Annotated in this window: 18 protein-coding genes and 1 tRNA gene; 15 read left to right on the forward strand and 4 right to left on the reverse strand. The window is 53.7% G+C overall.

Features of this window, described 5'->3' with window-relative positions; all coding sequences use genetic code 11:
• Positions 1-131: 131 nt before the first annotated feature.
• The 3 genes from DFG60_RS05220 (at position 132) to DFG60_RS05230 (ending at position 1,946) form a co-directional block, all read left to right on the forward strand.
• Positions 132-842 carry an NAD(P)H-binding protein gene (locus tag DFG60_RS05220; protein WP_114570682.1) on the forward strand — a complete coding sequence of 237 codons (711 nt, stop codon included), beginning with the start codon at positions 132-134 and terminating at the stop codon, positions 840-842.
• A gap of 97 nt (positions 843-939) precedes the next feature.
• A complete protein-coding gene (locus DFG60_RS05225; RefSeq protein ID WP_114570683.1) occupies positions 940-1,482 on the forward strand; it encodes a TlpA family protein disulfide reductase in 543 nt (180 codons plus the stop codon).
• An 11-nt stretch (positions 1,483-1,493) separates the two neighbouring features.
• A complete protein-coding gene (locus DFG60_RS05230) occupies positions 1,494-1,946 on the forward strand; it encodes a hypothetical protein (protein WP_114570684.1) in 453 nt (150 codons plus the stop codon).
• 36 nt (positions 1,947-1,982) lie between these two features.
• Here DFG60_RS05230 and DFG60_RS05235 read toward each other — a convergent pair whose 3' ends face one another.
• The gene (locus DFG60_RS05235; protein ID WP_114570685.1) at positions 1,983-2,192 is read right to left on the reverse strand and encodes a DUF3006 domain-containing protein; all 210 of its coding nucleotides are present in this window, start codon (positions 2,190-2,192) and stop codon (positions 1,983-1,985) included.
• A 438-nt stretch (positions 2,193-2,630) separates the two neighbouring features.
• Positions 2,631-4,004 (reverse strand): Na+/H+ antiporter NhaC, encoded by a 1,374-nt coding sequence (gene nhaC / locus DFG60_RS05240; protein WP_114570686.1) that lies wholly within the window; start codon positions 4,002-4,004, stop codon positions 2,631-2,633.
• Between the two features lie 666 nt (positions 4,005-4,670).
• On the opposite strand from nhaC, the gene DFG60_RS05245 reads away from it, so the two are divergent.
• From DFG60_RS05245 to argF, 10 genes are all read left to right on the forward strand, one after another.
• A complete protein-coding gene (locus DFG60_RS05245; RefSeq protein ID WP_114570687.1) occupies positions 4,671-5,501 on the forward strand; it encodes a peptidase U32 family protein in 831 nt (276 codons plus the stop codon).
• Positions 5,498-6,670 carry a peptidase U32 family protein gene (locus tag DFG60_RS05250; protein ID WP_114570688.1) on the forward strand — a complete coding sequence of 391 codons (1,173 nt, stop codon included), beginning with the start codon at positions 5,498-5,500 and terminating at the stop codon, positions 6,668-6,670. The genes DFG60_RS05245 and DFG60_RS05250 overlap by 4 nt, the downstream gene beginning before the upstream one ends.
• Before the next feature lie 76 nt (positions 6,671-6,746).
• A complete protein-coding gene (locus tag DFG60_RS05255; RefSeq protein ID WP_114570689.1) occupies positions 6,747-7,325 on the forward strand; it encodes a TetR/AcrR family transcriptional regulator in 579 nt (192 codons plus the stop codon).
• A gap of 131 nt (positions 7,326-7,456) precedes the next feature.
• Positions 7,457-8,482: an N-acetyl-gamma-glutamyl-phosphate reductase gene (argC, locus tag DFG60_RS05260; RefSeq protein WP_114570690.1), complete on the forward strand. Its 1,026-nt coding sequence runs from the start codon at positions 7,457-7,459 to the stop codon at positions 8,480-8,482.
• Positions 8,483-8,525: 43 nt separating this feature from the next.
• Positions 8,526-9,716: a bifunctional glutamate N-acetyltransferase/amino-acid acetyltransferase ArgJ gene (gene argJ, locus DFG60_RS05265; protein ID WP_114570790.1), complete on the forward strand. Its 1,191-nt coding sequence runs from the start codon at positions 8,526-8,528 to the stop codon at positions 9,714-9,716.
• Positions 9,713-10,489: an acetylglutamate kinase gene (gene argB, locus DFG60_RS05270; protein WP_114570691.1), complete on the forward strand. Its 777-nt coding sequence runs from the start codon at positions 9,713-9,715 to the stop codon at positions 10,487-10,489. The genes argJ and argB overlap by 4 nt, the downstream gene beginning before the upstream one ends.
• Positions 10,455-11,603, forward strand: coding sequence for an acetylornithine transaminase (locus tag DFG60_RS05275; RefSeq protein WP_114570692.1), 1,149 nt, complete (start codon positions 10,455-10,457; stop codon positions 11,601-11,603). Before argB ends, DFG60_RS05275 begins: the two co-directional genes overlap by 35 nt.
• Positions 11,600-12,649, forward strand: a complete 1,050-nt coding sequence (locus DFG60_RS05280) for a carbamoyl phosphate synthase small subunit (protein ID WP_114570693.1) — start codon at positions 11,600-11,602, stop codon at positions 12,647-12,649. The genes DFG60_RS05275 and DFG60_RS05280 overlap by 4 nt, the downstream gene beginning before the upstream one ends.
• The gene (gene carB / locus DFG60_RS05285) at positions 12,639-15,686 is read left to right on the forward strand and encodes a carbamoyl-phosphate synthase (glutamine-hydrolyzing) large subunit (protein WP_114570694.1); all 3,048 of its coding nucleotides are present in this window, start codon (positions 12,639-12,641) and stop codon (positions 15,684-15,686) included. Before DFG60_RS05280 ends, carB begins: the two co-directional genes overlap by 11 nt.
• A complete protein-coding gene (gene argF / locus DFG60_RS05290; RefSeq protein ID WP_114570695.1) occupies positions 15,683-16,615 on the forward strand; it encodes an ornithine carbamoyltransferase in 933 nt (310 codons plus the stop codon). The genes carB and argF overlap by 4 nt, the downstream gene beginning before the upstream one ends.
• A gap of 61 nt (positions 16,616-16,676) precedes the next feature.
• Here the strand turns inward: argF and DFG60_RS05295 are convergent, their stop codons facing one another.
• Positions 16,677-17,486 (reverse strand): MBL fold metallo-hydrolase, encoded by an 810-nt coding sequence (locus DFG60_RS05295; RefSeq protein ID WP_114570696.1) that lies wholly within the window; start codon positions 17,484-17,486, stop codon positions 16,677-16,679.
• Positions 17,487-17,638: 152 nt separating this feature from the next.
• Positions 17,639-17,712: transfer RNA gene (locus tag DFG60_RS05300), tRNA-Gly, on the reverse strand.
• A 195-nt stretch (positions 17,713-17,907) separates the two neighbouring features.
• Here DFG60_RS05300 and DFG60_RS05305 point away from each other — a divergent pair.
• Together DFG60_RS05305 and DFG60_RS05310 are read left to right on the forward strand one after the other, a co-directional pair.
• The gene (locus tag DFG60_RS05305; protein WP_114570791.1) at positions 17,908-18,420 is read left to right on the forward strand and encodes an imm11 family protein; all 513 of its coding nucleotides are present in this window, start codon (positions 17,908-17,910) and stop codon (positions 18,418-18,420) included.
• Positions 18,417-18,833 carry a hypothetical protein gene (locus DFG60_RS05310; protein ID WP_114570697.1) on the forward strand — a complete coding sequence of 139 codons (417 nt, stop codon included), beginning with the start codon at positions 18,417-18,419 and terminating at the stop codon, positions 18,831-18,833. The genes DFG60_RS05305 and DFG60_RS05310 overlap by 4 nt, the downstream gene beginning before the upstream one ends.
• Positions 18,834-18,867 lie beyond the last annotated feature (34 nt).

The following is an 18,867-nucleotide window of genomic DNA, read 5'->3' on the forward strand; positions in this document are numbered from 1 at the left end:
TGCGCCCTGGCGACGTTCGCGGCTGACGGTGCCCGAGCAAGGCTGTCATCCGGGAGGCTTCTGCTTTAAGAATGAAGAAGTGGTGCGCAGTTCACATGAGATGACTATCATATCGAGGAGGGACCTTACTCATGAAAGTATTAGTAGTCGGTGCATCAGGAACGATCGGTTCGCGTGTCGTCAAATCGCTCGCGAAAGAGAACCATGTGACCGTCATCGTGCGATATGAGCATTTGGTAGAACGGTTCGAGAAGATGGGCGTCAAAGCTTTGTTCGTCGACATCGAACACGAACTCGATAAGAAAATCGATGAAGGGGTCGCAGGTCAGGATGCCGTCATATGTGCCGCTACGGCAGGTGTCCATGGCGAGACGACGGAAATCGAATTGCTCGATCGGACAGTCGCACTCAAGACGATTGATGCAGCGAAGAAGGCTAGGGTCCGTCATTTCGTACTTCTGAGCGCCTACGGAGCAGATCGGCCGGAACAATTCAAGAAGGACGTTTATCCATTTTACGCAGCGAAAAATGCCGCTGATGAACAACTTGAACATAGCGGACTTAACTATACGATCATTTGCCCGGTGACGATCACGGATGGTCCGGGACGAGGATTGATCGAAGCGGATGAGGATTTGAAGGATACGGAAGGCGCAACGATTTCAGAAACCGATGTCGCATCCGTGCTGGTCGCGACCGTAGGCAACCGAGATCTGTTCAACCGCCGTCTGGAGGTCAAGGAAGGGAAGACGTCCTTGAACGACGCGCTCGACATGGAGCCGATTTCGATGAGTGGTAAGGGTGACCGGGAAGTGAAACGGCAACTTCCGCGCTTCAATTGATAGAAGACCATGTGAAGGCTGTTCTTCGAGAGGAGGACAGCCTTTTTGCTGTGTCGATCTCTGGTCCCTTTGGTACACTAAGGTTGAGGTGAAGAAATTGAAGAGATGGTTGACGTTGCTTGCGATGGCGCTTGCCCTCACAGGTATTATCTATAAAGGATATTCGGCTGTCCGGCTCGAAAAAGAGCAGGAGGCAAAGATGGAAGCACAAGCGAAAGGCGGTTTGAAGGTCGGGGACAAGGCTCCCGACTTGATGCTCGAACAGAACGGACAAGACGTTCGATTGACAGGACTCTCAAGCAAAGGGATGGTGATCAACTTCTGGGCGAGCTGGTGTCCGCCTTGTGTTGAAGAAATTCCTGAATTGAACGTGTTTTCTGAACGGTCGAATATTCCGGTATACGGTATCAACGTGACGACCTCTGAGCGTCGCGGCAAGGAGGATGTCTCGTCTTTTCTAAAGAAACATCCGGTAGACTACCCGATCTTGTACGACATCGAAGGTGCATCCGAGAAAGCCTATCGCTTGCTGGCGATGCCTGCGACCTATGTCATTGACGGTGATGGAAGAATCGTCGAGGCGCATGTCGGCCCGGTCACGAGTGACATGCTAGAGGAGATGGTCAAGAAAATCGACTGAGGAGGGATTCGATGCGGCTGCGGTGTGTAAACTGCTCATACGAGGAACACTTCGAGACGGGTGCTTCAAAGGAGTGGGGTGAATTTCCGACGATGCTCACTTATGGGATGGCCCAGTATGAGATTGGATTGCCATTCATGTTCGTCCCGCGGTTTCAGGAACCTGCTGTAAGCAGGCAACGGTTGGACGATGAGAACCGGGCACGGCTCATCCATGCTTTTCATGCGAATATCGATACGATTTCCGATCGATGGGTTCCTCATCAATATGAGCTCTATCAATGCCCGACGTGCGACGGACTGACAAGCCGTTTCTGGTGCGCGATTTGGACGGACGAAGGGGCGCTGCAGCCCGAGCATCACTGCAGAAAAGATGGTTCGCTGCTCGTTCAGCGTTCAATCGGAGATTTAAGTCAAATCATCTGTCCTTCCTGTCATGAACGGACATTACGCGCATTCAACTAAAAAATCCGGTCGCATCAGTTTGCGTGACCGGATTTTTTAGCCCATTTGACGGAATGAAAAATTATTGAAAGGTGTTTCGGAAACGGAATTGGCGTCTAATGAGTAATTTGTACCATCAAATAGAATAGCGTCACCAAGACGTGCTTCTGCTGGGAGGTAACGACGCGGTATGAAGCTCGATCCGTTCTCCCAAAGTAAAACGGCGTATTTGCCATCTAATCGTTCAAGTGTACCTCTTTTAATCATATGAACTCCTCCTACAATCACATTGAAGGCATCCTCTGGAAGAAGGTGCGTTTTTTATCTCTGTCTATCCTTTAATTAATAATCTCTCTTATGGTTGGTATATTCCCACATGAAGCACAGCTTACACTTTTTTGTGTGGTAAAACAAAGCCTATTTTAGCGTAAATCCTTAATGATTGATTGAATTGTGTACAAAAGTAGGTAAATCGTGAAGGAAATGTGACAAAAATATGACATAGTCTTTTGTAGCGTATAAGAGAATTGGCTGATGATTCGATAGTCACGATTTACTTCCTTTTTTCACTATCGGTCTCTTTGCAGGGAAATTCAAGTGCAATGTTCCGGAAATCTCGACACGAAATACCTATAAAGCCCGGTCCCTTCATTCCCGAGGATAAGGAATGAAGGAATCGGGCTTTTTGATTCTCATACTGCTGGATCATGCGGCCTGTTTGACTTCCTGTTCCTTCGTCGGACGCGTGTAGGCAAGGATGAAGGTAAAGAGCGGCGACAGGAGCAGGAAGAAGGCGAACGGCGCGTAGGACGTTACCGGAACGCCGAGCGTCGAGGCGAAGAATGCTCCGGATACACCCCAAGGCACAAGTGGATTGATCAGCGTACCGCCGTCCTCAAGCGCACGTGACAGGTAGCGCCGATCGATTCGCCGTTCGGCGAAGATCGACTTGAAGGCCTGTCCCGGAAGCAGAATCGAAAGGTACTGCTCACCGACGACGAAGTTTACTCCGATCGATGATAGGGCGGCGGAGCTGATGATACTTCCATCCCGGTGCAACTTGGAAACTGTCCGTTCGATCAGCACATCGATCACACCGAGCCCCCGAAGGATGCCGCCGAAGGCGAGCGCGAGCATGACGAGTGAGACGGACCACATCATCGATTGAAGACCGCCGCGGTTGACGATCGATGCGACTGTTTCGTTCGACGTCTCAAGCGAAAGTCCGTTTTGAATGACAGACATCCAGTTGCCGATATTCCAGTTCCCTTGTACGATTCCCGTCAACGCTAGGCCGCTCAAGACACCGAGGACCAGCGTCGGGATGACGGCTGTCTTACGGAAAGCGAGAACCATCACGAGCAGAGGCGACAGAAGCGTCCATGGAGAAAGTGAGAACAGGCGAGCTAACTCGTTCTGCGTGCTGACGACAAGTGAGCGATCGACGTCTCCGCTTCCTTGTCCGAAGAGGAAGAAGATGATGAACGTCAAGGTGATGGCGGGAATTGTCGTTCCCATCATGAAACGGATATGACTGAATACGGATAAATTCAAGATGCCTGGCGCAAAGTTAGTCGTGTCCGAAAGCGGCGACATCTTGTCACCGAAACATGCTCCGCTGATGATTGCACCTGCTGCAAGGGCAGGATTGACACCGAGAGCGATCGAGATTCCCATCAGCGCTACACCGACCGTACCGACTGTCGTGAACGAACTGCCCGTGAAAGTCGAGACGAGCATCGCAATTAGCAACGCGCTCGGAGCGAACCATTGTGCAGATAACGTTTCGAGCCCGAAGAAGAGAAGCGTCGGGACAGCACCGCTCATCATCCAAACAGCGATCGTCATGCCGACGAGCAGCATGATCAAAATTGGTTTTATTGCTTCGCGGATGCCTTGGATCATCGATTCCTCAAGGTGTTCGAATGTAATTCCCCGAAGCATCGCGTAAGCTGCGACGACCACAAGGCTTGAAAGGATAGCAAGATGGGGTTCTGCTTTTGCGCCGAACAGGACGGCGAGCAAGATGAGTGCACTGACAATTAGAAGAGATGCGGATTCGCGAAAAGACATACGCATGCTTCCACCTCCGTTTCGTGTGTTTGCTTTTATGCTTGTTTGCTTTTATGCATAAAAGTGTTGATGTGAGACATCATAACGAAAATACATCAGCTCGTCAATCCTAAATCATCTTTCTTTTTATGGAGAACTTTCCTTTTGGGAGGTTCCTCGGAAATGGCTGAATCCTGTCGCGGCTAGAGCTGTCAGCATGTTCAGGCAAAAGAGAGGAAGTGGGTGTGTTATATCCAGGGTATCTCTTTTTGCCTGTCGATTAGCTCATAGGGGGATTTCGCCAGGTGATTCCAGTAAAGTCAAGTCGGTTTGGCTTACTTTTCCTGAAATGTGACGATTTTTCGAAGAAAACGCTTTCTTTTTCTCGTTTTTTCTTGCACAATAAGAAATAAGATATGTCTATAATGTGAACGGGGGAATGAAGCGGTGTTTACAGCAATTCTGTGTGGGGTCATCGCCGTCATGGGAGCAGGAGTGGTCGGGGTCGATCGGCTCGTATCAGGACGCGTCGAAAAAAACTGACGAATAAATCAGCAAGCGGTAACCGGATATTTCCGGGTGCCGCTTTTTTTGTAATCTGAACACTCTGTGACATCTCTTCCGACATGGCGGGCGGTGTGCTACACTGGACGACGGAAATATTGTGAAATATAGCACAAGGAGTGGAGGAAGATGGAAGTTCGATATTCGGTGACTCCGTTTGATGAAAAGCAGGCTCAGCGCCTACTGGAGGCTGGGGCGAGTGATCTCGTACTCGGTATTGAACGTTTGACGCTCAGAAGCCCGGGCTATTTTTCGAGGGAAGAGATGAGAAACATCACTGCTCAGGCACATGGAGCGGAAGCGACAGTGACAGTCAGATGCAACGCTTTGCTCGACGAGGGGGGAGTCGGTCTCTTTCGAAAAGAGTTGTCGTTCCTCGAGGAGATCGGTGTCGACCGGTTGCTTCTGCTCGATGTGGGGGCAATACATATTTGGAGGACATCGGGTTGTCGCATCCCGTTCTATGTCGATGGAGAAACCGTCCTCACCTCAGCTGAGCAGTGTCGTTTCTTTACGCGAATCGGGGCGCAAGGAGCCATCCTGTCACGCGAGCTGACAGAAAAAGAAATCAGCAGGATCAAAGAAGGGTGTGATGCGAACATCATGGTCCAGGCGTTTGGCCATACGTGCCTGCATCACTCCAAACGAAAGCTGCTGACGATCCATGGGACGAAATCGAAGGAAAGAATACGCGAAGCGAAGACGGGCAAGTCCTATCCGGTAGAGGAGAACGCCATGGGGACGCATGTATATTCAGCGGAAGTCCTGCTGCTTGATGACCGTCGGTTCGAAGAACTCGGGATCGAAGAGTTGCTGCTCGACGGAAATGCGATGGACCGGGAGGAATACGAGTATCTCATATGTAAAATATTGCGTCACGAACTGCTCGCTGAAGACCTGCGAACGTCAGGAATGGATTTTGGCACTGGATTCTTCGGTAGAGAGGAGACCGTCCGATGAACATGAAACCGGAACTGCTCGCACCTGCCGGGGATCTCGACAGGTTGAAGGTAGCTATCACTTATGGGGCGGATGCCGTCTTCATCGGAGGGCAACAGTATGGACTGCGCTCGCGCGCCGGCAACTTCACGCGCAGCGAGATGGAGGAGGCGGTCTCCTTTGCGGCCATGCACGGAGCCAAGGTATATGTAGCGGCTAACATGATCGCTCATCCAGGTGATGCGGAAGGGGCTGCCGACTTCTTCCGGATGCTCGAAGAAATCGGTATCTCCGCAGCCATCATTTCCGATCCCGGGCTGATTGAGATCGCCAGGGAATCCGCGCCGGACCTGCCGATTCATCTCTCGACGCAGGCGTCGACGACGAACAGCGAGGCGCTCGCCTTCTGGAAGGAAGAAGGGATCGAGCGAGTCGTGCTCGCAAGGGAAGTCAGCCTACAAGAGATCAAGCAGATGAAGGATAAAGTCGACATCGAACTCGAGACGTTCATCCAAGGAGCGATGTGCATGTCATACTCCGGACGATGCACGTTGTCGAATCATATGGCGGAGCGTGATGCGAACCGCGGTGGCTGCGCCCAGTCCTGCCGCTGGGATTACACGCTTGAGGAGCAAAATCGGAAATTCGTCATGGGAGCAGCAGACATGATGATGCTACGCCACATCCCGGAGCTGATAGAGAGCGGCATCGACAGCTTCAAGATAGAGGGGAGAATGAAGTCCGCCTACTACGTCGCAACGGTCGTGCGCATCTACAGACAAGTGATCGACCGCTTCCTCGAAGAGGGGGAACGATTCCGCTTTGATCCGGCTTGGGAAGCGGAACTGCGGGATGCGATGACGCGTGAGACGTCGACCGGTTTCTACTTCGGGGAACCGGCGATCGCGGATCTGCAACGAAAGCGCCGCGCACGGAAAACGTTCCTCGGACGGGTCGTCGGTACGGACGGAACGGCGGGACGGGTGAGAGTCGAGCCGCGGAATGCTTTTTCCGTCGGCGACGAGGTCCATTGTTTCGGTCCCGCGATGGAAAGCGTGGTACTCTGCGTTCGTTCGATCACGACGCTCGAGGGGGAGCGAATCGAGCGGGCTGCAACCCCGATGCGTCACGTATACGTCGAGCTCGATCATCCTCTCGGGGAAGACTGGTTCTTGACGAGCAAAGGTTAAGGCGAACGCGACCGATTTTCCAACTTTTGTGGTACGATGACCTTATAGAAGTCATAGGGAAAGAGGGGAACTTCGCATGAGCAGTGAAAAGGAGCGCGGGATTCTTGAGGCGGCTAAACAGTCGTTCGCGACCTTCGGATATAAGGCGACGACGATCGATCAAATCACCCGGCTCGCCGGGGTGGGAAAAGGGACGCTGTATCTGTTTTTCAAAAATAAAGAAGAGCTGTTCCAGTCGATCCTCGATCAGGAAATAACTCAGCTGAAGTCGATCGCGAAGGAAGCGCTCGCCGCAGAAGAGTCGCTCGAGCAAAGACTGTACCGCGCCTTGCTGCGGATTTTCGATTATCGTCAGGACCATCAATTTTTGCTCAAGATGACGCAAGAAGTACGTGAGATGGGGACGCCGGCCGCGAAGGAGGCGACACGTCAAATCGAGGATGCGATCGTCTCGTTCATAAAAGGGGAGATCGAGCAAGGAATCAAAAGTGGTGAGATCAAAAACTGTCCGCCTGAATTGACCGCGTTCGTCATGCTCGAGCTATACGTAACACTCGTCTTTCGCTGGGCGGAACAACATGAAGCGCTCGAGCGGGAACAGGTCGCTGAATTCTTCGATCTTTACTTGATGTCAGGATTGAAGCAAACGCAATAACAGGAAGAAAGACTTCTTTTCCTTTTGGAGAAGAGGTCTTTTATTTGTCTTTTATTAATAAAAATACAATTGACAGTATAAATATACATATGTTTTAATCGTCCTATCAATGATTGAAGGGATGTATCGATATGAAATGCGCCATCATCGGAGCGACCGGTTATACATCTTTAGAGCTGACGAGACTAATTAACGGTCACCCAGAACTTGAAATCATTCAGTTGATCAGCGAGTCGAAGGCCGGTGCATCCGCCGGTGAATTATACCCTCATATGAATAATTATGAGTATCCTGTTTTGGATTCCTTCTCTTTGGACCGCATTTCCGAATCGACGCTCCTGTTCCTTGCGACTCCGAGCGGGGTGTCGACAGGCTACTTGGAACAGTTGAACGACTTTCAAGGGAGAGTCGTCGACTTGAGTGGAGATTTGCGAATTGAAAAGCAGTCCTATGAGAAGTGGTATGGGAAAAAGGCAGTCGCACAAGAGATACAGAGACGTGCCGTCTACGGACTCACAGAAGTGGCGCGCAGTGAGATACGGAATGCGAGGCTGATCTCGAATCCGGGCTGCTATGCCACGGCGGTCCTCCTAGGATTGTTACCTTTTTTGAAGAAGGGACTGATCGCCCCTGACCAACTGATCATCTCGGCCGCCTCCGGCATTACAGGGGCTGGAAAGAGTTTGACTGAGAAGACGCACCATGCGCGAGCGAACGAGAATGTCCAGCTCTATAAAATCCACACACACCAGCATATTCCGGAGATCGAGCAGGTGATCAACGAGGAGACGGGACTCGATGTCTCACTTACGTTCTTGACTCACCTCCTCCCGATCAACAGGGGAATAATGGCGACGATGGTCGTCGTGCCGACCGTCTCGATGGCTGAATCGAAGTGGCGCGAAGTTCTGGAAGAGGCCTATGCCGAAGATCCTTTCATCCGTGTTCGCTTGAGCGATCCGGAAATCAAATCAGTCGTCGGCAGCAATTACTGTGATCTCTCCGTCTATCTCGATGAACGGACCGGGCGCTTGACGATCGTCTCCGTCATCGACAACATGCTCAAAGGAGCGGCGGGGCAGGCTGTACAAAATGCGAACCTGATGCTTGGCTTCGATGAGACGGCTGGATTGACACACCAACCAACATATATCTAGAAAGTAGGGATGAATCGTGCTCGAGGTTCAACTGAAGACGCCGATGTCGCTCGTGACTCCAAAAGGGTTCTCGGCGACGGGAATACATGTCGGACTGAAACGAAAGAGAAAGGATCTCGCGCTTTTGCTGTGTGAAACGGAAGCGAGCGCTGCTGCGGTCTATACGACGAACCACTTCCAAGCTGCCCCGATTCAAGTGACGAAGGAGGCGATGGCGGACTCGAACGGCAAATTGCGTGCCGTCCTGATCAACAGCGGGAATGCTAACGCCTGCACGGGGGACGTCGGCCTGGCGCATGCCCGTCGATCGCAGGAGGCGGTCAGCATGAAATGGGATATCCGGCCGGAACAGGTAGCCATTGCTTCGACAGGAGTGATCGGTCAACCGCTCCCGATCGATACGCTCTTGAACGGCATCGGAATGCTCGCTCCTCAGGGAACAGACGACGAAGCAGAATCGTTCGCGGAAGCGATCCTTACGACGGATACCGGTACTAAGACGGCCGGAAGCCAGTATTACCAGAAGCAACACCTGATCTCGGTCGCCGGCGTCGCGAAAGGTTCGGGGATGATCCATCCGAACATGGCGACGATGCTGGGATTCATGACGACCGATGCGACGATCGAACCTGGTCTCCTCCAGTCGATGCTCAGGGAGTGTGTCGACGCCACCTTCAACAGCATCACCGTCGATGGGGACAGTTCGACGAATGACATGGTGCTCGTGCTGGCAAGCGGCGCATCTGGTGCTCCGGAAATCGAGGCGGGATCGGAAGAGGCGAAACAGCTCAAGGAAGCGATGCTCGATGTCTGTGAAGTGCTCGCGAAGGAGATCGCCCGTGACGGCGAAGGCGCGACGAAGTTGATCGAAGTGCACGTCAACGGCGCAATCGATGACATGCTTGCCCGGAAAATCGCAAAGCAGATCGTCGGATCCTCGCTCGTCAAGACGGCGGTTTTCGGAAGAGACGCGAACTGGGGAAGGATCGTCGCTGCGATCGGCGCCGTCGATGAACCGATCGATGTCTCATCCATCATGGTGAAAATTGGTTCTCAAGTCGTCCTGCGCGACAGTCAGCCGGTCTTGTTCGATGAGGAGAAGGCGACGGCCGAACTCGCCCTTGATACGGTCCGGATCGAGGTCGATCTCGGAGCCGGATCAGGCGCGGGACAGGCGTACGGCTGCGACTTGACCTATGACTACGTCAAAATCAACGCGAGTTACCGGACATGAGCCGGCTGAAGGTGGTGAAACTCGGCGGGAGCACGTTCGATGAGCTTGATCCGGCTTTCTTTGAAGAGTGGCGCGGATGGCTCGCAAAAGGGAATGAACTCATCGTCGTCCACGGCGGTGGTCCGGCGCTTTCGGCATATTGCGAAGACGCGAAGATAGACCCGGCCTTCCATCGTGGAATCCGCGTGACGACCGATGAGGTGTTGAAGGGAGCGGAGCGGGTACTTGCCGGTGAGATGCAGACGAGGGTCGTCCGGTCTTTCATCGAGCAGAACCTGCTGGCAGTCGGACTATCCGGCGTCGACGCCGGAATCATGAGAGGGAGGCAGCTTGAGAAGCGGCTGGGCGCTGTCGGAGATGTAGAGGCGGTCGACGGCCGTTTGCTTAGAACGCTGACTTCGAACGGATATATACCTGTCGTCACCTCTCTCCTGTTTGGGACGACAGGGACGCTGAACTGCAACGGAGACGCCTGCGCAGTCGCTCTGGCGGAAGCGCTCGAGGCGGACGTGTTCGAACTGATCACTGATGTACCCGGAGTCCGGATCGGCGACAGCTTCCGAAGCAAAATGACACCTGCAGCGCTCATCGATGGAATCGAAAACGGAGAAATCAATGGCGGGATGATTCCAAAGTGCGAGGCGGCTGTGCAGCTTCTTGCCCGCGGCGCCGAAGAGGTCGTCATTCGTTCCGGAAAAGACGCAGGAGACAGTGGCACGACCGTGAAGGAGGGAAATCATGGAACATCTATTGCCAACATATCAGCGTCGTGAGATGGAGGCTGTGCAAGCATCCGGATCATACGTCTGGGATGCTGAAGGAAAAAAATATCTCGACTTCATGATGGGCATCGCAGTCTGTGGAACTGGTCATCGTCACCCCCATGTCGAGGCGAGCATAGCGGAACAGCTCGGAAAGGTGTGGCATATGTCGAACCTGTTCCGAATCAGCGGCCAGGAGACGGTTGCGGAGCAGCTGATCAGCGGGACGCATTTCAAGGGAGCTTTCTTTTGCAACAGCGGAGCGGAGGCGAACGAAGGTGCTTATAAGCTCGTCAGGAAATGGACGGGACGGAATCGTGTCGTCTCATTCAGCCAATCGTTCCATGGACGAACGTTCGCCATGATGGGGGCGACGGGACAGGAGAAAATCAAGCAAGGATTTGGTCCGATGGTCGAAGGATTCGATCACGTGTCTTACAACAGCTTCGAAGCGCTCGAAGCGATCACTGAACAGACTGCCGCTGTCTGGATCGAGTTGATCCAAGGAGAGGGCGGTGTGATCCTGGCAGATGATACGTGGCTCGACGCGCTGATGGAGCGGGCGCAGCGGGTCGGCGCAAAAATCGTCGTCGACGAGGTCCAGACCGGAATTGGCCGGACTGGCACCCGTTATGCGTATGAAAGCACCCCACTCATTCCTGATGTCGTGACGCTTGCGAAAGGACTCGGAAGCGGCTTTCCAGTCGGGGCGATCTTAGCTGCGCAAGGAGCAGAAGAGGTTTTCACACCTGGGACGCACGGTTCGACGTTCGGAGGAAATCCGCTTGCGATGGCGGCTGCGAAAGCGACGCTTGAATTATTGTTTGATCAGTCGGCGCTCGAACACATCGAGGAAACCGGACGCTATCTGATGGATCGACTGTCGAAGCTGAAAACCCCCTCCATCGTCGATGTGCGTGGTAAGGGGCTGATGGTTGGGATCGAGATGACAGAAGAGGTCGCGCCAGTGATCGATGCGCTCCAGCACGAAGGCTTGCTTGTCGCGCCGGCGGGACCGAATGTCATACGGCTCTTGCCATCCCTGTTCGTGACGAAAGAAGAAATCGCCCAAGCGATCAGAATGATGGAGCATGTGCTCGAACAGAAAGCGGGGGTGAGAGGATGAAAGCGGAAATAAAGCTTGCGGACGGAACCATATATGAGGGAACTTTCGAGACACGACAGTCGGCGGGAGAAGGCGAAATCGTCTTCTATACCGGGATGACTGGTTATCAGGAGGTGTTGACAGACCCTTCTTACAAAGGACAGATCGTCGTCTTCACCTATCCTCTGATCGGTCAATACGGGATTGAAGATAATGCAAGTGAAAGCAAGCAGATACAAGTGTCGGGTATCGTGATGCAGACACTCGTCGAAGAGGACAAAGGCGGGTTCAAAGACTGGCTCGAATCATCTGGCGTCCCGGTCGTTTCGGGTGTCGACACCCGCGCACTCGTTCGCAGCATCCGCCAGGGAGGCGACCAGTGGGCAGTCATCGATTCGAAGGCGGAAGGTAATCCTGAAGGAACTCTTGGCGGTGTCATCTCCCGTGTGACTACGAATAAGATGATCGTCCATGAATCGATGAATAAAAAAGGGACCATCGTCTGCATCGATTACGGCGTCAAGGCATCGATGATCGCAGCGCTTAATGCGCGCGGATTCTCTGTCGTCCAGGTTCCGTACGACACACCGCGTCGCGTCATCGAACAGTTGAATCCTGACGGTCTTTTGTTCTCGAACGGACCAGGAGATCCGGCTCAAATGTCTGCTCATCTCGATGACGTCAAGGAGCTTGCGCTTCGCTATCCGACACTTGGCATCTGCATGGGACATCAGGTCATCGCAACCGCGTTCGGTTGCACGGTCTCGAAGCAGCGTTACGGGCATCGGGGAGCGAATCATCCGGTGCGTCACGTCAAGACGGGCGAAATCTGGCTGACCTCCCAGAACCATGGATACGTCATCGATTCAGAAAGTGTGAACCTGTCACCTCTTGAGGTCCTCTATGAAAATGTCAACGACGGATCGATTGAAGGGTTACGTCATCCGCACGAGCGGATCGTCACGGTCCAGTTCCATCCGGAAGCAAGCCCGGGACCGAAGGAAGCGATGGCTATCTTCGACGTGTTCGAAGGAATGATCAAAAAGGAGGTGCAGCATGTCAGCTGAGAAGAAAGTACTCGTCATCGGATCCGGCCCGATCATCATCGGACAAGCGGCCGAATTCGATTATTCAGGCACCCAGGCGTGCAAGGCGCTGAAAGAGTCAGGTTGTGAGGTCGTGTTGATCAATTCGAATCCGGCGACGATCATGACGGATCCGATGACGGCGGACCACGTCTATATCGAAGCGATGACGCATGAGAAGGTCGCTGCGATCATCGAACGTGAAAAACCGACATATCTCTTGGCGAATGTCGGGGGACAGACAGCGTTGAATCTAGCGCTCGAGCTTGATGCCAGTGGTGTACTCGAAAAGAATGGTGTTGAAATGCTCGGGACGTCACTTGAGACGATCCGGGACGGAGAGGACCGTGAGCGATTCAAACAGAAAATGAAGCAACTGAACGAGCCGCTCCCGATCAGTACGACGGTCGAGACGATCGGGGAGCTTGAGGAGTTTCTTTCGGTCCACGGTGTACCGGTCGTCATCAGACCGGCGTTTACGCTCGGCGGAACAGGCGGAGGAATCGCGCAGACACGAAAAGATGCGATTCGTATGACGAAACTCGGGCTTGCCGCAAGCCCGATCAACCAGTGCCTGATCGAAATGAGCATCGCCGGATACAAGGAAGTCGAATATGAAGTCATGCGGGATGCTTACGGGACGAGCATCATCGTCTGCAATATGGAGAACATCGATCCGGTCGGGGTCCATACCGGCGACTCGGTCGTCTTCGCGCCTGCTCAGACGCTGTCAGACCGGATGAGCCAAATCCTGCGGACGGCATCACGAACGATCGTCTCAGAACTCGGGGTCATCGGCGGCTGCAACATCCAGTTCGCGGTTCATCCGACCGAGGAAGCGTACTACGTGATCGAGGTCAATCCACGGGTCAGCCGTTCTTCGGCGCTCGCCTCGAAGGCGACAGGTTATCCGATCGCGAAAATCGCGACCCGTCTCGCACTTGGTGAACGTCTTGATGAGTGCATCAATCCGGTCACTTCGGAGACGATGGCGAGTTTCGAGCCTGCCCTCGATTATGTGACGGCGAAAGTCCCCTGCTTCCCGTTCGATCTCTTCGACTCAAGCGACCGCACGCTTGGGACACAGATGAAAGCGACGGGGGAGAGCATGGCGATGGGCAAGACACTCGAGGAAGCGCTCCAAAAGGCATGGCGCGGAGCAGGTATCGAGCAGTCGCCGCTCTACCCGGCCTGGATGAAGGAAGCCGCCATTGCCACACTTTTCGAGGAAGTGAACAAACCGACAGACCGTCGTCTGCTCGCGATGCTTGCGCTGCTCGATAGAAAGATGATCGGGGAGGACGAGCTGCAGCGGATGACACGAATCAGTCCACTTTTCGTCAATAGCCTGAAGAAGCTCAGCTCGATCAGCCAAGCGATCACACTGGAGAGCAGTTCCCTCCTGTTTGCGAAGCGGCACGGTTTTACAGACGAGCAAATCGCGATGCTGACAGGGCGTGACGAGCATGAGGTCCGGGCGATAAGAGGAGAATTCGGCATAAAGCCTGTCTATCAGATGATTGATACGTGTGCAGGTGAATTCGAAAGCACGACACCGTACTTCTACGGGACGTGGAGCGGGCGGACTGAAACGGTTCCGAGCAAGAATAAGAAAGTCGCTGTCATCGGGGCGGGACCGATCCGGATCGGCCAGGGAATCGAATTCGACTACTGTTCGGTGCACGCAGTCCGCTCGTTGCAGGCACTCGGATACGAGGCGATCATGATCAATAACAATCCCGAGACCGTGTCGACGGACTTCGAGGTGGCGGACAAGCTCTACGTCGAGCCACTGACGAAGGAAGAGGTCATCCATGTCCTTGAAGCCGAGAACTGCAGCGACGTCCTGATCCAGTTCGGGGGACAGACGGGCATCGCGCTCGCTCATATGCTTGAGGAACGCGGTTTCCGGTTGCTCGGAACGAAAGCTGATGTGGTCGATGAGATGGAGGACCGCGACCGTTTCTACCGCTTCCTCGACCAGCTCGAAATCGCGCGCATAAAAGGCGAAGAGGTCGACTCTGAAACGGCGCTGTATGAATCGATCGCCGAGATCGGTTATCCATGTATCGTTCGGCCGTCCTATGTCATCGGCGGGAAAGGGATGCACATACTGCATGACGCGGATGAATTGGCGACACAGAAAGGGCGGTTCGTCTATCCGCTTCTCGTCGATGCCTATGTTGCCGGGGTAGAGCTCGAAGTCGACTGCGTCTCTGACGGGAACACCGTCTATGTCCCGCTCGTGATGGAACAGGTCGAACAGGCGGGAGTCCATTCGGGCGACTCTACGATGATTCTCCCTCCTGTAAAGGCGTCGCGTGCTGTTCAGGATGAAATCGAGCAGGTCGCGAAACGGATCGGAAAGTCGCTTGATTATCGGGGGGCATTCAACATCCAGTTCGTCCTGAGTGAGGGTAAACTTCACGTGCTTGAAATCAACCCGCGTGCGTCACGGACGTTGCCGATCGTCTCGAAGGTCACGGGCCGTCCCCTGCTCGACTGGTCCGTCAAGGCGGCGCTCGGCATGACGCTCGAGACGATCGTTCCGAAAGAGCGTGAAGAACTTGATTATCATGCCGTCAAGACACCGGTCTTCTCCACCCTCAAGCTCGAAGGTGTCGATCCGAAGACAGGTCCGGTCATGCGTTCGACAGGAGAGACGCTGCAGTGGACGCTTGGGGAGCCGGTGATGGAGCGCTTCGCCTGGGACGCGACGACCGACAGAGCCATGAAGACCCGCAGCCTCATTTTGATGGGAGAAGGTACGGAAGGATGGGGAGGTACGTTCGAGGATGCGAGAAAGTTCGAGAATGGGATGGAGTTCAACGAGACCTTCGCCTTCTTCTCGTGCATCCCTCAGGAAGCCGTCGTTCGTGAAAACGCCTTGAAGGCGGGAGCGCTCGTGATCACGGAAGAGAAGCTTGCGGAATATTTATATGGAGCGCTGAACCAAAGACGGGAGAGCGGCATCCATCCGCTCGCGTATTGGCAAAAAAGGGGGGTGAAGGTGACATGAAGACGCAGACGAAATCCATGCAGCATATGCTGACGCTTGAGGAATTGACGCCGGAAAGCTTGAGCGAGTTGATCCATCTCGCGAAGGATATGAAGAAGAATCCGGAGAAGTACATGAAACAGCTCGATGGAAAAAAAGTCGCCCTCTTGTTCGAGAAGGCATCAACGCGCACACGGATGTCATTCGAGGTCGGGGTCATAGAGCTGGGCGGGTACCCGCTCCACCTTGACGGGAGCACGACGCAGATCGGACGAGGCGAGACACTTGAAGATACGATCCGGGTCATGAGCCGATACGTCGACGCCCTGATGATTCGGACATTCGAACATGCGAAGGTCGAGACGCTCGCGGCGGCAGGCTCGATTCCGATTATCAATGGATTGACGGATGCGCACCATCCGTGCCAAGTATTGGCTGACCTTTTGACGATCGACGAGCATTTCGGGACACGAACAGGCAAGACGCTTTGCTACATCGGGGATGGGAACAACATGGCTCATTCCCTGCTGATCGGGGGGGCGCTGAGCGGGATGAACGTCCGCATCGCTTCCCCAAAAGGTTATGAACCGGACGCATCGATCGTCGAGCGGGCGACAGAGATCGCGAAGGTGACGGGAGGCACTGTCAGTGTCATGAAGAAGCCGTTCGATGCCGCTGCTGGTGCTGACGTATTATATACCGACGTTTTCACGAGCATGGGGCAAGAAGTAGAGGAGGCGGAGCGCAAGCAGGCATTCGAAGGATATCAAGTCGATGCCATCGTGATGGGCAGTGCTGTTCCGGATGCGATCTTCTTGCACTGTCTTCCCGCCCACCGGGGAGAAGAAGTGACGGCCGAAGTCATCGACGGTCCGCAGTCGCTCGTGTTCGATCAGGCAGAAAACCGGCTCCACGCGCAGAAGGCGTTGCTTGCGATGCTGCTTTCTTGAATGATTTAGAGGCCATTCCGTTGATTTTCGGAATGGCCTCTTCGTGCAGATTATTTTAAACTCAATCGAACTGGCGCCGGGAGAGGCGGGCTTCCTCCTCTTTCGCGATCTGGCGTTTGTTCTTTTCATGCAGCCGATTCATGAAGTTCGTTCGCGGCCAGCTCGCATCCCATTCCGGCTCCTTATTCGCCCGGAGCGCAAGGATGTAATTGTATCCGGCATGGAGACGTTCGATCATCTCCGTCCGGACGTCACAAATATGACCGTGTCCGGGAATCATCAGCTGTATCTCGTACTCATAGATGAACGACTCGAGGAGCTCGAGCGTAGTCAAATATTCTCCCGAGTCGTGTTCGATCAACGGGACCTCGACGTCCGATGCGTAATCCCCGCATATGAGCAGGTGCAGTGGCATGACGACGAAGGAGAGATGGCTTGCTTCGTGCCCGGGCGTCAGGAAGAACGTCAGGCGTGTCTTGCCGATTTTCAGCGTCGTATCGGACTCGGAGATGACATGATCGACGACAGGGAAGACAGCAGGCATATCGAGATAATAGGATTCGCAAAATGAGCGGACCTCCCGCAGGGCGTGTTCCTGATCGCTTTCGACGAAAGATTTCGAGGCGATCGTGATCGCATCCCGAAACGCGTAGGCGCCGATGATATGATCGAAGTGAGCATGGGTATAGACGACGTATAGTGGACGGTCGCGCCGAACGATCTCGACGTCACGACGGATCACCGCGATTTCTTCCGGCAGCCAACTCGGGTCGACGACGATCAGGCAATCCGGCGTCTCGATCAACGTCGACGTCGTCTTCATGAGTGTGCTTTCATAAACGGTGACACCATGCATCCTCGCTTGTATCATGGGCTAGCCCTCCCTGTCCTGGATGAAGATCCGTATGGAATTCTATACCCAAATTGCGTCTCTTCGAACGTCGGGACGACAAAAAAGACGGCTCGCATGCAAGCCGCCCTCCCTAGGGAAAAATGGTCGATGACCTATGTTATGTCGGTGATTGGAGCGGGTGAAGGGAATCGAACCCTCGTCATCAGCTTGGAAGGCTGAGGTTTTACCATTAAACTACACCCGCAAGAAGTGCTACATGAAATATAGTAGCATAGCAACTTCTTCTTTTCCATAAGTTTCGGGAAAAAAGACTATTTCTTTTCTGTTACGTGTACAATGAAAATAGCTATCCTGCAAATGCGGGAACGAATGAATTCGAATGGAAGAACAGGGGAGCGAGTGACTAGTGGAGGCGATTCGCATTTGGGAAGAGGAGAAGATGGGTCCTGGATGGGTGGCCGAGTGCCATCAGCGCATCGACCGTTTCTGTTTTCTGACAGGGAGCTTTGTGAGTGCAAGCGAACCGCTCGCCTTTTCGATTCGCCAGGATGTCGATTTTCTGCCGGACGTGTTGCCAAACTCACTTCGAATTCCGCTCGTCTCGCGTCGTGTGAAGCAAGAAATCGAGCGGGAGTCTCCATTCTCTGTTCAGTTCATTCCGGTCCGGCTCGAAGCAACGGATGGTTCTGTCGTATATCACCTGATGAATGTTTTGAGCAGAAGAAGGCTTGAAGAGTTACATAGAACGAATCGCTTTCGTGTGATTGGACGAAAGCGGGCCTATTTCTTGACGGAGCGCCATCTGAGCGGATCTCTCGGGTCACAGCATGTCATGCGGGATGACCGGACGTTGCGCCTCTATGTCTCGCAGCGGCTTGCCGGCGTACTCGAAAGAAGCCGTATCACAGGAATCCGTTTCACTGAAGTGGAACGATTGGAGGGAACGCCATGAAGAACTATACGATTGATGAATGGATCACACTTGAATATCCGCAAACGTTCGAATACCTGGAAGAAGAGACGTTCGTCAGCTTCTACTCTACGGAGGAGAACGCCATCGGGACTCTCCAGTTGTCGATCTATGAATCGGAGGCGGATGAATTAACACCGTTCGAAGCGGCAGAACAGGAAATCGAATCCCTCGTCGAAGAGTTCGGAATCGAATTGCTGACACCTGTCGAGACACGCCGCAACAGCACGAAGGAAGCTCTCTTGTCTGTCGAAGGGCGTGATGAGGAAGGACTTTTGAAGATTTACGCGTTCTCGGACGGGCTGCGTCTCGTCCTCATGACGTACCTGGCTGAGCGGGAGACACTCGAGCTTGAGGATGTCGAACGGATCGTCGGTTCGCTCAAATGGATTTAACATGAAATGCTCCGGCAGCCTCAGCTGTCGGAGC

The sequence above is a fragment of the Exiguobacterium flavidum genome, assembly GCF_003344535.1.
GTDB lineage: Bacteria > Bacillota > Bacilli > Exiguobacteriales > Exiguobacteriaceae > Exiguobacterium_A > Exiguobacterium_A flavidum.